Annotated in this window: 14 protein-coding genes; 8 read left to right on the forward strand and 6 right to left on the reverse strand. The window is 74.2% G+C overall.

Features of this window, described 5'->3' with window-relative positions:
- The first annotated feature begins 318 nt into the window (after window positions 1–318).
- From IH61_RS46990 to IH61_RS0117910, 3 genes are all read left to right on the forward strand, one after another.
- Window positions 319–477, forward strand: coding sequence for a hypothetical protein (locus IH61_RS46990; RefSeq protein WP_158845062.1), 159 nt, complete (start codon window positions 319–321; stop codon window positions 475–477).
- Window positions 478–817: 340 nt separating this feature from the next.
- Window positions 818–1456: a DUF6758 family protein gene (locus IH61_RS0117905; RefSeq protein WP_063763222.1), complete on the forward strand. Its 639-nt coding sequence runs from the start codon at window positions 818–820 to the stop codon at window positions 1454–1456.
- Window positions 1457–1521: 65 nt separating this feature from the next.
- Window positions 1522–2382 carry a PHP domain-containing protein gene (locus IH61_RS0117910; RefSeq protein WP_031070861.1) on the forward strand — a complete coding sequence of 287 codons (861 nt, stop codon included), beginning with the start codon at window positions 1522–1524 and terminating at the stop codon, window positions 2380–2382.
- Window positions 2383–2387: 5 nt separating this feature from the next.
- Here IH61_RS0117910 and IH61_RS0117915 read toward each other — a convergent pair whose 3' ends face one another.
- Window positions 2388–3026: a suppressor of fused domain protein gene (locus IH61_RS0117915; protein ID WP_078911193.1), complete on the reverse strand. Its 639-nt coding sequence runs from the start codon at window positions 3024–3026 to the stop codon at window positions 2388–2390.
- 392 nt (window positions 3027–3418) lie between these two features.
- On the opposite strand from IH61_RS0117915, the gene corA reads away from it, so the two are divergent.
- The gene (gene corA / locus IH61_RS0117920) at window positions 3419–4534 is read left to right on the forward strand and encodes a magnesium/cobalt transporter CorA (protein ID WP_031070864.1); all 1116 of its coding nucleotides are present in this window, start codon (window positions 3419–3421) and stop codon (window positions 4532–4534) included.
- A 4-nt stretch (window positions 4535–4538) separates the two neighbouring features.
- On the opposite strand, the gene IH61_RS0117925 is transcribed toward corA, so the two are convergent.
- Window positions 4539–5477 carry a DMT family transporter gene (locus tag IH61_RS0117925; protein WP_078911194.1) on the reverse strand — a complete coding sequence of 313 codons (939 nt, stop codon included), beginning with the start codon at window positions 5475–5477 and terminating at the stop codon, window positions 4539–4541.
- Between the two features lie 139 nt (window positions 5478–5616).
- Here IH61_RS0117925 and IH61_RS0117930 point away from each other — a divergent pair, with 139 nt between their 5' ends.
- The 4 genes from IH61_RS0117930 (at window position 5617) to IH61_RS0117945 (ending at window position 9448) form a co-directional block, all read left to right on the forward strand.
- Window positions 5617–6153, forward strand: coding sequence for a hypothetical protein (locus IH61_RS0117930; RefSeq protein WP_051837318.1), 537 nt, complete (start codon window positions 5617–5619; stop codon window positions 6151–6153).
- A gap of 129 nt (window positions 6154–6282) precedes the next feature.
- Window positions 6283–7587: a magnesium transporter MgtE N-terminal domain-containing protein gene (locus tag IH61_RS0117935; RefSeq protein ID WP_037972966.1), complete on the forward strand. Its 1305-nt coding sequence runs from the start codon at window positions 6283–6285 to the stop codon at window positions 7585–7587.
- Between the two features lie 106 nt (window positions 7588–7693).
- A complete protein-coding gene (locus IH61_RS0117940) occupies window positions 7694–8209 on the forward strand; it encodes a DUF1003 domain-containing protein (RefSeq protein ID WP_051837334.1) in 516 nt (171 codons plus the stop codon).
- 78 nt (window positions 8210–8287) lie between these two features.
- The gene (locus IH61_RS0117945) at window positions 8288–9448 is read left to right on the forward strand and encodes an Mrp/NBP35 family ATP-binding protein (protein WP_031070874.1); all 1161 of its coding nucleotides are present in this window, start codon (window positions 8288–8290) and stop codon (window positions 9446–9448) included.
- A 76-nt stretch (window positions 9449–9524) separates the two neighbouring features.
- Here the strand turns inward: IH61_RS0117945 and IH61_RS0117950 are convergent, their stop codons facing one another.
- From IH61_RS0117950 to sigE, 4 genes are all read right to left on the reverse strand, one after another.
- Window positions 9525–10205 carry a hypothetical protein gene (locus tag IH61_RS0117950; RefSeq protein ID WP_031070876.1) on the reverse strand — a complete coding sequence of 227 codons (681 nt, stop codon included), beginning with the start codon at window positions 10203–10205 and terminating at the stop codon, window positions 9525–9527.
- A gap of 149 nt (window positions 10206–10354) precedes the next feature.
- Window positions 10355–10786 carry a sec-independent translocase gene (locus IH61_RS0117955; RefSeq protein WP_031070878.1) on the reverse strand — a complete coding sequence of 144 codons (432 nt, stop codon included), beginning with the start codon at window positions 10784–10786 and terminating at the stop codon, window positions 10355–10357.
- A 138-nt stretch (window positions 10787–10924) separates the two neighbouring features.
- Window positions 10925–11944, reverse strand: coding sequence for a zf-HC2 domain-containing protein (locus tag IH61_RS46995; protein ID WP_051837320.1), 1020 nt, complete (start codon window positions 11942–11944; stop codon window positions 10925–10927).
- Window positions 11941–12654, reverse strand: a complete 714-nt coding sequence (gene sigE / locus IH61_RS40985; protein ID WP_051837336.1) for an RNA polymerase sigma factor SigE — start codon at window positions 12652–12654, stop codon at window positions 11941–11943. Before sigE ends, IH61_RS46995 begins: the two co-directional genes overlap by 4 nt.
- Window positions 12655–12802 lie beyond the last annotated feature (148 nt).

The raw sequence follows: 12802 nt of genomic DNA on the forward strand, positions 1-12802 counted from the left end.
TTGTTCGCGCGACAAAATTCGTTAGTTACGGTAATCTTTGATTCTGTCCGGGAATCATCGCTGCCCGCACCAGGTCGCCCGCGGGTCGAAACCTGGACGTAACGGACGGGCAACGGCCCGGCAGCACCGCCACGTCATCGTGGTTCACGAGGCAGAAGACGCACCGGGCAAGCCCAGGGGGAGCCCTTGCCGCAGCAGACCGCCGAACGTACGAATCGTCCGGTCCGGCCGCTTCGCCGGACCCGCAGGACCCCGAGAGGGCTGATCCCGACTCAGCCCCGATCTCCCCGCCCGACGGGGACAGGAAAGGAGACGCCCATGACCAAGTCCATGCGTTTCGAGATCGTCCGACTGGACGATGCCAACGGCTCCGCCACCGGCCGCCAGATCGCCGACGCCGAGACCGTCCGCGAGGTCGTCCAGGCCGCCGCCCGCACCGGCGAGCGCCTGCTCATCCGTCCGTGCCCGACCGTCTGACCCTGCGCGGCGCCCGCGACCGGGAGGTCACACCCGCCGCCGATGAGCAGGGGCCGTCCGACCCGGACGTGCCGATACCCGACTGACGCCCCGTCACCGCAATCGCCGATGACGGGGCGTCAGTGCGTTCGGGGCGCGTTCGACGCCCGCTCGAACCCCGGCCGTCCCCGCCGCCCCCGACGTTTGCCGCCCTCCGCGACGGGACATCCCCCAACGGGAACCGCCCGGACCTCGCCCACCCCGCGCCGACCGGGCTTGTGCCACCGACAGGTGCGGCCGAGCCCTCCGTACGGGTGATCGTCCTTGACGCGGCGGTCCGGAGGGAGGAGCGTTGTCGGCTATGAGGGGCGAGCCAAGCTGCCCGAGGTGCGCCGGTCGGGTCCGCGCCCCCGGTCTGTTTTCGGACACCTGGCAGTGCGACCGGCACGGAGCCGTGCACCCGATGCAGCCCGTGCTGCCTCCGAGCGTGGAGGCCCTCGGCGTCGCCGTGGCCCGCTCCCAGGTCCCCGTCTGGATGCCCTGGCCGCTCCCGGTCGGCTGGCTCTACACCGGCATCGCGCACGTGGGGGACGACGTCTCGGGCGCCCGGGCCACCGCCGTCGCCTGCGCCGGGCCCGCGCCGCTGGGCGGCTTCGGGGAGCTGGTGCTCGTCGCCGAGGAGCTCGGGGTCGGGCTCGGCGCCCGCTACGCCGGGCTCCCGGGTCCGGACCCGGGCGACTCCGTCGGCCTGTACAAGCCCGCCGACGCCAAGCTGATGGCCGCCGGGCGGCCCACCCCGATGTTCCACGTCCCGGACGCGCCCGCCGACCGCGCGGTGTTCGTCGGCGAGGCCCGCGGGCTCTGGCTCTGGGCGGTCGCCTGGCCCGAGCAGTCGGCGCTGGTGATGTACGACGAACTGGTGCTCACCGACCTGCGCGAGGCCGGCGCCGAGCTGGACCTGCTGCCCTGCGGAGCCCTCTCCCCCCGGCTGCTGGGGTAGGCCGGGGCACACGGCCCGGCTCCCCTATCCTGGGCGGCATTCCACGAGCCCCAGGAGTACGCCCCGTGCGCATCGACCTGCACGCCCACAGCAACGCCTCCGACGGCACCGACAGCCCGGCCGAGCTGGTCGCGGCGGCGGTGGCCGCCGGACTCGACGTCGTCGCGCTGACCGACCACGACACGGTGGCCGGCCACGCCGAGGCCGCCGAGGCGGTGCACGCGCTGCCGGCCGGCACCCGGCTGACCGTGGTGCCGGGCGCCGAGCTGTCCTGCGTGGTGGACGGCGTCAGCATGCACCTGCTGGCGTACCTGTTCGACCCCGAGGAGCCGGAGTTCGCGCGCGAGCGGGAGCTGGTGCGCACCGACCGGTTCCGGCGCGGGCGGGCGGTCGTCGAGCGCTGCCGCGAACTGGGGGCCGACATCACCTGGGAGCAGGTGCAGCGCATCGCCGGGGCCGGCTCGGTCGGGCGGCCGCACATCGCCAGCGCGCTGGTGGAGGCGGGTGTGGTGGCCACCGTCTCGGACGCCTTCACCCCCGAGTGGCTGGCCAACGGCGGCCGGGCGGACGTGCGCAAGCACGAGACCGATCCGCTGGAGGCCGTGCGGCTGGTCCGGGCGGCCGGCGGGGTGCCGGTCTTCGCCCACCCGGGCGCGGTCAAGCGCGGCCGTACGGTGCCGGAGCACGTGATCGCCGACCTCGCGGCGGCCGGGCTCGGCGGCCTGGAGGTGGACCACACCGACCACGACGAGGAGACCAGGGCGCACCTGCGCGGCCTGGCCGGGGAGCTGGGGCTGCTGGTCACCGGCTCCAGCGACTACCACGGCGAGCGCAAGACCGTCCGCCTGGGCGAGCACACCACCGACCCGGCGGTGTACGAGGCCCTGCTGGCGCAGGCGAGCGGCGCGAAGCCGATCGAAAGGTAGGGCCGTCAGTCCAGTGGGACGCCGCGGCGCTGCGGGTCGCGCAGGTCGGTGCCGTGGTTCAGCCAGCGCTCCTGGAGGGCGGCGGCGCCGTGCACCCGCTTCCAGCCGGCCTCGTTGGGCGTCATCGGCAGCAGGGGCAGGAACCGTACGGGCTCGGCGGGTTCGGCCAGTTCGAGGTCCTCGACCAGGCCGCCCGGCTCGGCGGCGAGCACCGAGGTGAAGGGGGCGCCCTCCCAGAGCGGGGCGCCGAGGTCCAGCGAGCCGCCGGGGGCCACGACCAGGCCCTCGACCTGCGGGGTCGCGGCGAAGGTGGCGAGGGAGCGCAGCACGTCGTCACGGCCGCCGCGCACGGTCAGCAGCAGTTCGACGCGCGGGCCGCGCACCTGGTCGGCGACAGGCGAGGTCGGGTCGGCCATCGGCGCGGCGGCCATGCCGAGGGTCGAGTACCGGACGAGGCCCTCGGCGTCCGGGCCGAAGCGCAGCACCTCGATGCGGTCGGCGCCGAGGAAGGTGACGGCGGCGCGGCCGCTCGGTTCGCCGAGGGTGGCGATCAGCCGGGCCTCGACGGCGGCCAGCACCGCCTCCCTGGTCAGGTCCGGGGAGTCGCCGTGGAAGTCGCCGAAGAGCGGGAAGTCGTGCGCCATGCCGGTGAGCGTAACCCGCGGCCCTTCCGAGGGGCTGCTCCGGGCGGGCCGCGTCAAGGCTGGGTAAACCCCGGAGCGGGGTGGCGCCTTCGGGTGTTAGGGTGAGCGACTGGCCACCGGGACGCCTTGCCCCCGGGGCGGCGGCGCGAAGGAGGTGGTTGCGGTGGATACCGGCCGACCATGCAGTACCGGCAGCTCTGCCCGGCCCCGTCGTCCCCGCACCCCCCGCTCCGCAGGCTGATCCTGCGGTAGGCCCGGGCGGCTGATCGGCGAACGACCCGGTCGGGAGAGCACTTTCGTCCCTTCACCCGGTGTTCCTCGCCGTCGTCCCGCCGCCACCCGAGCTTTCTCCGTGCCGCGCCGTGCGACGGCTCCTGCCCAGGGAGCCTGCCTTGTCGATGATCAACAACCTGCGCGCCGCCGTCCGCCCCAACCGCCGCCGTCCGGTGGCCGGTTCGTACGACGCCCTTCCGGAGGGCGCCGGCTCGGCCGTCGTGGACTGCGCGGTCTACCAGCACGGTCGGCGGACCGGCGACAGCTGCAGCCCCCGCGAGGCCGCCCGCCGGGTCAAGGCGGCGCACCAGTTCCCCGAGGCCGCGGGCTCCTTCAGCTGGATCGGGCTGCACGAGCCGACGGAGGCCGAGTTCGAGGGGATCGCCCAGCGCTTCGGCCTGCACCCGCTCGCGGTGGAGGACGCGGTGCACGCCCACCAGCGCCCCAAGGTCGAGCGCTACGACGACGTCCTCTTCGCCGTCTTCAAGACCGTCCGCTACGTCGAGCACGACCAACTCACGCCCACCAGCGAGGTGGTGGAGACGGGCGAGCTGATGGCCTTCGTCGGGCGCGACTTCGTGATCACCGTCCGGCACGGCGGCCACGGCTCGCTGCAGGAGCTGCGCCACCGGCTGGAGGCGGACGACTCGGGGCTGCTCACCAGAGGCCCCTCCGCCGTGCTGCACGCGATCGCCGACCACGTGGTGGACAACTACCTGCTGGTCGCCGAGCGGCTGCAGACGGACGTGGACGACATCGAGTACGGCGTCTTCTCGGCCAAGGGCGGCCGCAGCGCGGACGTCGGCCGGGTGTACCAACTCAAGCGCGAGGTCCTGGAGTTCAAGCGCGCGGTGGTGCCGCTGCTGCGCCCGATGCAGCAGTTGTCCGAGCCGCAGCAGAGCCTGGTGAACCCGGAGGTGCAGAAGTACTTCCGCGACGTCGCCGACCACCTGGCCCGGGTGACGGAGCAGGTGCAGGGCTTCGACGAGCTGCTGAACTCGCTGCTCCAGGCGAACCTGGCGCAGGTCTCGGTGGCGCAGAACGAGGACATGCGCAAGATCACCGCCTGGGCGGCGATCTTCGCGGTGCCCACCATGATCACCGGTGTGTACGGCATGAACTTCGAGTACATGCCCGAGCTGAAGAGCCCGTACGGCTATCCGACGGTGCTGGGCGGGATCGTCCTGATCTGCATCGGGATGTACCGGGGCTTCCGCCGCAACGGCTGGCTCTGAGCCGTCAGCGCCTGCCCCCGCGGGCGACGAGGACCAGGCCGAGCAGGATCAGCACCACCGCCGGGTAGGCGGCCGCCGGGGGCCACTGGCCGAGCCAGACGGCGGCGATCGCCGCCGCGCCCGGGGTCTCCAGCAGGATCGCGGTGGAGGTGATCGACGGGCCGAGGGTGCGCACCACGCGGTTGCTCAGGGAGTGGCCGAGCAGCTGGGCGGTGGCCATCAGCAGCACGATCTGCCACCAGACGCCGGTCGGCCAGCCCGACAGGCGGGTGCCGGTGGCCAGGCAGATGACCAGCAGTCCCGCCGCGGTCGTGGCGTAGCAGACCAGGGTGTACGCGGTGGTGCTGACGCTCCTGCGGACCTCGGCGCCCAGCAGCATGTACCCGGCGGCGGCCAGGCCCGCGGCGAGGGCGAGGGCGTCACCGAGCAGGGCGCGCGGGGAGAGCGAGAGGTCGACGCCGGTGAGCACCAGCACCCCGGCGAAGGCCACGCTCGTGCCGAGCCAGACCATCCGCGGCGCCCGGTGGCCCATCAGCCGCATCAGCAGGATCGTCCACAGCGGTGTGGTGGTGACCAGCGCGGTGGCGGAGGCGACCGAGGTCATCCGCAGGCTGGGCATCCACAGCGCGAAGTGCACGGCCAGCAGCGCCCCGGCGGCGACGGCCAGCAGCAGGGCCCGCCGGGAGATGCCGCGCAGTTCGGCGCGGTGGCGCAGCAGCGCGTACGGGCCGAGCACGCCGACCGACATGACGTTGCGCCACAGGGCGATGGCCAGGGCGGGCGCGGCGGTGGCGCTGATGAGCGGGCCGGACAGGGAGATGCCCGCGATGGAGACGGCGAGCAGCAGCAGGTCGGCGGTGGGCAGCGGGTGTGCCGGGGGCCGGTGGGCGGCGGGGGTGGCGGTCGCGGTTGCGGGGGCGGTGGCGGGCCGGGCGGCGGGCACGGCGCTCCTTCGCTGGTCACGTGGATCGGGCGCTCATACCGTAAGGCCCGTGACGGTCCGATGGAACTGTCTCTCAGTGACTGAGACCTTCCGTCCCGTGCGGCCCCGGCACCCGGACCGCCCCAGTACGCTGTGCGCCATGGACCGTACGCCCGCCGCCACCGCCGACGCCTTCCTCGACCGGGCCCTGCTGGAGGAGGCCGCGAAGAAGTCCGGCCTGCTGTGGGTGCGGGCCGACGGCCAGGAGCACTCCCGCCCGCTCTGGCACGCCTGGCACGACGGCGCCGTGGTGGTCGTCGGCGACGGCGCCGAGCAGCCGCTGCACGGCCTGACGGCGGGCGCCGAGGCGCAGGTCACCGTGCGCAGCAAGGACAAGGGCGGACGGCTGACCGGCTGGCGCGCCCGGGTGTCGGAGCTGGCGCCGGGCGGCGAAGCCTGGTCGGGGGCCGTCGAGGAGCTCAAGGGCAAGCGGCTCAACGCCCCGGACACCGACGCGATCACGGAGCGCTGGGCGCGCGAGTGCCGGGTGCTGCGGCTGGAGCCCGCCGGGGCCCTCGACGAGCGCCCGGGCGCGATGCCGGACGGCTCGCAGGCGGCCTCGCCGATGCCGACCCCGGCCACGACCCGCCGCCCGATCCCCGCGGGCCTGCCCAAACTGCTGTTCAAGCGACGTTAAAGGTTCACGCCAAGGACTCCTGCGCCCGATAACGTCCGTCGCCGGGCCGGGTTCCTGGCACACGGGTAGCCTGGGCGGCGGTGCGCTGCTGCGCCTGCACGTACGGCGTCGAGCGAGTCGAGGGAGTTCATGGCGGGTCCGGGCACCAGGGTCTTCATCTCCCACCTCTCCGCGATCGCCGTGTTCGACCCCAACGGCGACCAGGTCGGCCGGGTGCGGGACGTGGTCGTCTCGCTGCGCCTCGGCGGCCGCCCGCCGCGCGTGCTGGGCCTGGTGGTCGAAGTGGTCGGCCGACGCCGCATCTTCCTGCCGATGACCCGGGTGACCAGCCTGGAGTCCGGCCAGGTGCTCACCACCGGCGTCATCAACCTGCGGCGCTTCGAGCAGCGCCCGTCCGAGACCCTCGTCCTCGGCGAGCTGCTGGACCGCACCGTCACCTGGTCGAAGACCGGTGAGGACGTCACCGTGCTGGACGTCGGCATGGTGCAGAGCCGGCTGCGCGAGTGGGAGATCAGCAAGGTCTTCGTCCAGATCGGCCGGGCCGGCCGGCTGCGCAAGGCCAAGGGCGAGCGGCTCACCCTGGACTGGCAGGACGTCACCGGCTTCGCGCTGCCCGAGCAGGACCAGGGCGCCGCCAACCTGCTCGCCACCTTCGAGCAGCTGCGCCCGGCGGACCTCGCGAGCGTGATGCACCACCTCTCCGCCAAGCGCCGGGGCGAGGTCGCCGCCGCGCTGGACGACGAGCGGCTCGCGGACGTCCTGGAGGAGCTGCCCGAGGACGACCAGGTCGAGATCATCGGCAAGCTCCAGGAGGAGCGCGCGGCCGACGTCCTGGAGGCGATGGACCCGGACGACGCCGCCGACCTGCTCTCCGAGCTGCCGGGCGAGGAGGCCGAGCGGCTGCTCCAGCTGATGGAGCCCGAGGAGGCCGCGCCGGTGCGCCGCCTGCTCAGCTACGAGGAGGACACCGCCGGCGGTCTGATGACCACCGAGCCGATCGTGCTGGAGCCCGACGCGACGGTGGCCGAGGCGCTGGCCCGGGTGCGGGTGCGCGACCACAAGCCGGCGCTGGCCGCCCAGGTGTTCGTGTGCCGCCCGCCGAACGAGACCCCGACCGGCCGGTACCTGGGCACCGTGCACTTCCAGCGGCTGCTGCGCGAGCCCCCGTACGTCCTGGTCGGCTCGCTGGTCGACGACGACCTGGACCCGCTGCCGCCGGACGCCCCGCTGACGCTGGTCACCAGCTACCTGGCGACCTACAACCTGGTCGCCGCACCCGTCGTCGACGAGGCGGACCACCTGCTCGGCGCGGTGACCGTCGACGACGTACTGGACCACCTGCTGCCGGAGGACTGGCGCGACGCCGCGCACCACGTCCACGACGAGGCGGCCGGGCACGACGAGAGGGAGGAAGAGGTGGCCGGTGGACACTGACCGCAACGGACGGCCGGACGACTCCGTACGCCGCCGCCTGCAGGGGGAACTGCGCCAGCTGCGCGACCTGCGCGGGCGCGACAGCCGCAGCCGGGACAGGGAGCGCCTGGAGACCTCCCCCATCACCGGCTCCAACCGCACCCGGCTCGACCAGCCGCGCACCGCCCGCCCGGGCCTGCTCAGCCTGCCCTCCTACGACCCGGAAGCCTTCGGCGCCCTCTCCGAGCGGATCGCCCGCTTCCTGGGCACCGGCCGGTTCATCGTCTGGATGACGGTGGTGATCATCATCTGGGTCTTCTGGAACACGATGCTGCCGGCGGACGCGCGCTTCGACGAGTACCCGTTCATCTTCCTGACCCTGGTGCTGTCGCTCCAGGCTTCGTACGCGGCCCCGCTGATCCTCCTGGCGCAGAACCGCCAGGACAACCGGGACCGCGTCAACATGGAGCACGACCGGGCCCGCGGCGACCGCAGCATCGCCGACACCGAGTACCTGACCCGCGAGGTCGCGGCCCTGCGGCAGGGCCTGGGCGAGGTCGCCACCCGCGACTTCGTCCGCTCGGAACTCCAGGCCCTGCTCAAGGAGATGGACGAGCGCCGGGACACCTCCGGGGCGCTGTGACGCCTCGGTGAGCACGCTGTGACCGGCGGCACGCTACCGGCGGGTTAAGGGAATCCCTCAGCGCCGTACCATCAAGGCATGGCCAACGAGACAGAGGTCGCGGCCGGCGTCACGGAGGAGTCCGTACGCCAGGCGCTGGCGACCGTCAACGACCCGGAGATCAACCGCCCGATCACCGAGATCGGCATGGTGAAATCGGTCGGGATCGCCGAGGACGGCGCGGTGCGGGTCGCGGTCTACCTGACCGTCTCCGGCTGTCCGATGCGCGAGACGATCGTCACCCGGGTCCGCGAGGCGGTCGGCAGGGTCGCCGGCGTGACCGGTGTCGAGGTCGAGCTCGACGTGATGAGCGACGAGCAGCGCAAGGAGCTCTCCCAACTGCTGCGCGGCGGCGCCCCCGAGCGGGAGATCCCGTTCGCCAAGCCCGGCACGCTGACCCGCGTCTACGCGGTCGCCTCCGGCAAGGGCGGCGTCGGCAAGTCCTCGGTGACGGTCAACCTGGCGGCCGCGATGGCCGCCGACGGCCTGAAGGTCGCCGTGGTGGACGCCGACATCTACGGCCACAGTGTGCCCCGCATGCTGGGCGTCGAGGGCCGGCCGACCCAGGTCCAGGACATGATCATGCCGCCGCAGGCGAACGGCGTGAAGGTCATCTCGATCGGCATGTTCACCCCGGGCAACGCCCCGGTGGTCTGGCGCGGCCCGATGCTGCACCGCGCGCTGCAGCAGTTCCTCGCCGACGTGTACTGGGGCGACCTGGACGTGCTGCTGCTGGACCTGCCGCCCGGCACCGGCGACATCGCGATCTCGGTGGCGCAGCTCGTCCCCAACGCGGAGATCCTGATCGTCACCACCCCGCAGATGGCCGCCGCCGAGGTGGCCGAGCGGGCGGGCACCATCGCGGTGCAGACCCACCAGAAGATCGTCGGCGTGATCGAGAACATGTCCGGCATGCCGTGCCCGCACTGCGACGAGATGATCGACGTCTTCGGCACCGGCGGCGGCCAGACCGTCGCGGACGCGCTCACCCGCACCGTCGGCGCGACCGTCCCGGTGCTCGGCTCGATCCCGATCGACGTCCGGCTGCGCGAGGGCGGCGACGACGGCCGCCCGGTCGTGCTCGCCGCGCCCGACTCCCCCGCCGGCGCCGCGCTGCGCGCCGTGGCCGGCAAGCTCGGCGGCCGCCAGCGCGGGCTCTCGGGGCTGTCGCTGGGGCTGACCCCGAAGAACAAGTTCTGACGCCGCACGGACGTGCGCAGGCTTGCGCAGACGTGACGACGGGCCGGGTGCGGGTGCACCCGGCCCGTCGTCACGTCTAGGAGCGGGTGTAGGCGCCCAGGTCGGGCACCGTCGCGAAGCCGGCGCCGTACGCGCTGACGCCGCGGCCGAACGCGCCGAGCATCACGCCGGGGGCCTCGCCGGCCAGCACCCAGCCGTACTCGGACTCGCGGTAGCGGAACGGCTGCGGCAGGCCGTTGACCGGCAGGCTCAGCGTGGACCAGCCGGGGCCGTCCAGGTCGTCGGCGAGGTCCCAGGCCAGGGAACTCTGCTGGTCCAGCCAGTCCTGGCGCAGCGCGCGGTCCAGCTGGCCGGGCCAGGTGGCGGCGAGCAGTCCTGAGCCGGCCAGCCAGGCGGCGGAGGAGGCCGAGGTGGCCTCCAGGGTGCCGGTGTTGTCGGCGCTGCGGCGGCTGTCGCGGCGGGCCACGGTGACGACGACCGCGAAGCGGCGCATGTCGCGCGGCTCGTACTGCCGGGCCGGCTCCTCGCCGTGGCCGAGCGTGCCGTAGTCGACGCCGCCGGGCGCCGTGCCGGGGCGCGGGCCGCCGGCTCCGGCCTGCATCAGGTAGCGGCGGCCGGTCCAGCCCTCGTCCAGGCCGTACCAGGGGAAGTCGGCGGACAGGTAGGGCACCAGCGGGTCCGCCGGACCGGCCTGCCCGCCGACCACCGGGCCCCCGGCCGTGGCCGTCGCCCCTCCCGCCTGACTCGTCGCGTCCATCCCCGGGCCTCCTCAACGCCTGTGTGCCTGCGCGGTGCGCAATCAGCACAATAGCGGCGCACACGCCGCCGCCCCGCTCAACCGTGCGGGGCGGTTCGCGGGGCGAGGGGGTATGCGGGCGGAGTCCGGGGGGGGTATCCGGGGGGTTCTCAGGTGGCGTCGGGGTCGAACGGGGGGCGCTCTCCGGCCTGCAGCGGTGAGCCGGTGGAGGGCGCGGCGGCCGGGGCGGGCTTCTCGAAGCTGACGCTGCCGGCGTTCACCGCGGCCGCGGGCCTGTCGTCCAGCACCGAGCGGATGTCGAGGCTGTCCTTCATCCCCTTGAGGCCCAGCGGGTCCTCGTCGCCGCCCATGAGCTGCTTGCGGACGAAGGTCTTGGGGTTGAGGTCCTCGAACTCGAAGTCCTTGAACTCCGGGCCCAGCTCGCTGCGGATGTCCTCCTTCGCCGTGTCGGCGAAGGAACGGATCTTCCGGATGAAGCCCATGGTGTCCTGGATGAGCTTGGGCAGCTTGTCCGGACCGAAGACGATGATCGCCAACACGGCGAGGGTCAGGAGCTTCAGCCCGCCTACATCGGTGAACACCCAGGCTCCCTCGCGAATCGGACGACGTCCCTACAGGTAGACGTCCCTACAGGGTAATGGCCGCCGGTCGGTCCAGGGCCCACGGTGTGATGAAGCCGTGGTGAAGAACCGCCGGTGGCCGGGCGGCCGGTGGCCCCGTCAGCGGGTCTGCTGGCGCAGGACGGCGAGGCCGCCGGCGTACCGTTCCGGGGTCGGTGCGGGGGTGGCCGCGCGGGTGGCGGCGACCGGGCGGCCGGGGAAGTCCACGGGGACCTGGGCGTTCATCGGGACGAACCCGCTGCGGTCGTTGCCGCCGGCCGGGCTGACGGAGGTGCCGGGCGCCTCCTCGCCCTGGACGCCGATGCCCCCGACGCCGCCGAGCGTGACCGCGGCGACGGAGAAGGCGCCCGCAGCGGCGAACACCAGCCTGCGGCCCCGGGCGGCCGGGTTCCGGACGGCGGCGGCGGCCGCCGCGCGCGGCTGGACGGCGGTGTCGTCGTGCCCCGTCCCGGGGCGCGGGGAGCGCCGGCCGATCAGCGGGCGCAGCACCGAGCCGCCGCGGCCGAAGGCGCGGGGGTCGACGCCGGGCAGCGGGGCGCCGGCGCCGAGCGCGCCGCCGCCGAAGGAGGCGCCCGCACCGCGGCCGAAGGAGCCGCCGGTGAGCCGGCTGCCGCCGAGCGTGCCCGCGGCCGCGACCCCGCCGCCGGGCAGGTCGTCGTCATCGTCGCGGCGGCCCCGGCCGGTGTGCCGATCGCGGCCCGCGGGGCCGTCCGCCGGGCCGTCCTCGGGGAGGCTGCCGACGGCCAGCAGCCGGGCCATCAGCCCGGAGGAGGGGCCCGGGGGGCTGGTACGGGTCAGCAGGTGCTTGACGGCGCGGGCCTCGTCGGCCTCGGCCAGGCACTGGGGGCAGGTCGCCAGGTGGGCCTGGATGCGCTCGCGCGAGTCGTGGCCGAGCTCGCCGTCCAGGAAGGCGGACAGCCGCTCGCCCAGGTGGTGCTCCTCGGCACCTGGCTCGACCGGGCGGACGGGCACCGGTCGCAGCGAGGTCTCCGCGGGCAGCGGGAGGGCGGGGCCGCCGTCAGCATCGCCACGGCGCCCCGGCAGGGCCCAGCCCCGTCGGGCGGCGGACCGGCCGGACGCCTCCGGCTGGCCCGGCCCGGACCGGCCGGTACCGCTCACGATCGCCTCCGTCCGCGCCCGCCCGGCGCGACGGCCGGTTCGGCAGCGGCACCGACCGCCACCGGCTCCGGCTCGGCCGAGCCGCCGCGGCGCTCACGGCCGGGGGCCTGGCCGGGGGCGCGGTGCTTGAGGGCGGCGCGCAGGTGGGAGCGGCCGCGGTGGATGCGGCTGCGGACGGTGCCGAGCTTGACGCCCAGCGTCGCGGCGATCTCCTCGTAGGAGAGGCCCTCGATGTCGCAGAGCACCACGGCGGCGCGGAACTCGGGGGCGAGGGTGTCCAGGGCCTGCTGCACGTCGGCGTCGAAGTGGGTGTCGCTGAAGTGCTGGGCCGGGCTGGGCTCGCGGGAGGCGAGCCGCTCGGCCGCGTCCTCGCCGAGCGCGTCGAAGCGGATGCGCTGGCGGCGGCGGACCATGTCCAGGAACAGGTTGGTGGTGATCCGGTGCAGCCAGCCCTCGAACGTGCCGGGGGTGTAGGTGGACAGCGAACGGAAGACCCGGACGAAGACCTCCTGGGTGAGGTCCTCGGCGTCGTGCTGGTTGCCCGTCAGGCGGTACGCCAGGCGGTAGACGCGGGCGCTGTGAGCCTCGACGATCTCCTCCCACGTGGGCGGAGTCCAGCTCTGCGCGTCGGGGCCCTCGGCGAAGGTCGCGAGGACGGGCGCCTCGGTGGTACCGGCGGCCGGCGTCTCGGCGGCGGCGGGCTGGTCCATGTCGGTGTGCGCGGGCTGGTTCATCACGGGCTTCGGCGTACGGGCCGACGCGGTGCTGCGGTGGTGCCGCCGCACAGGGACGTCGCCCTCGGCCACACCTCCTCGGTCGGCTCTTCTGCCCAGCAGGGCCACCACCATATCCACCTCA

The sequence above is a fragment of the Streptomyces sp. NRRL WC-3742 genome (genome assembly GCF_000720635.1).
Taxonomy (GTDB): Bacteria; Actinomycetota; Actinomycetes; order Streptomycetales; family Streptomycetaceae; genus Kitasatospora.

What these genes read in the sequence shown, in the direction of transcription:
- IH61_RS46990 (WP_158845062.1), top strand. Translation starts at nt 319, where the DNA reads ATGACCAAGTCCATGCGTTTCGAGATCGTCCGACTGGACGATGCCAAC.
- IH61_RS0117905 (WP_063763222.1), top strand. Translation starts at nt 818, where the DNA reads ATGAGGGGCGAGCCAAGCTGCCCGAGGTGCGCCGGTCGGGTCCGCGCC.
- IH61_RS0117915 (WP_078911193.1), bottom strand. Translation starts at nt 3,026, where the DNA reads ATGGCGCACGACTTCCCGCTCTTCGGCGACTTCCACGGCGACTCCCCG.
- IH61_RS0117930 (WP_051837318.1), top strand. Translation starts at nt 5,617, where the DNA reads ATGGACCGTACGCCCGCCGCCACCGCCGACGCCTTCCTCGACCGGGCC.
- IH61_RS0117935 (WP_037972966.1), top strand. Translation starts at nt 6,283, where the DNA reads ATGGCGGGTCCGGGCACCAGGGTCTTCATCTCCCACCTCTCCGCGATC.
- IH61_RS0117945 (WP_031070874.1), top strand. Translation starts at nt 8,288, where the DNA reads ATGGCCAACGAGACAGAGGTCGCGGCCGGCGTCACGGAGGAGTCCGTA.
- IH61_RS0117950 (WP_031070876.1), bottom strand. Translation starts at nt 10,205, where the DNA reads ATGGACGCGACGAGTCAGGCGGGAGGGGCGACGGCCACGGCCGGGGGC.
- sigE (WP_051837336.1), bottom strand. Translation starts at nt 12,654, where the DNA reads ATGGACCAGCCCGCCGCCGCCGAGACGCCGGCCGCCGGTACCACCGAG.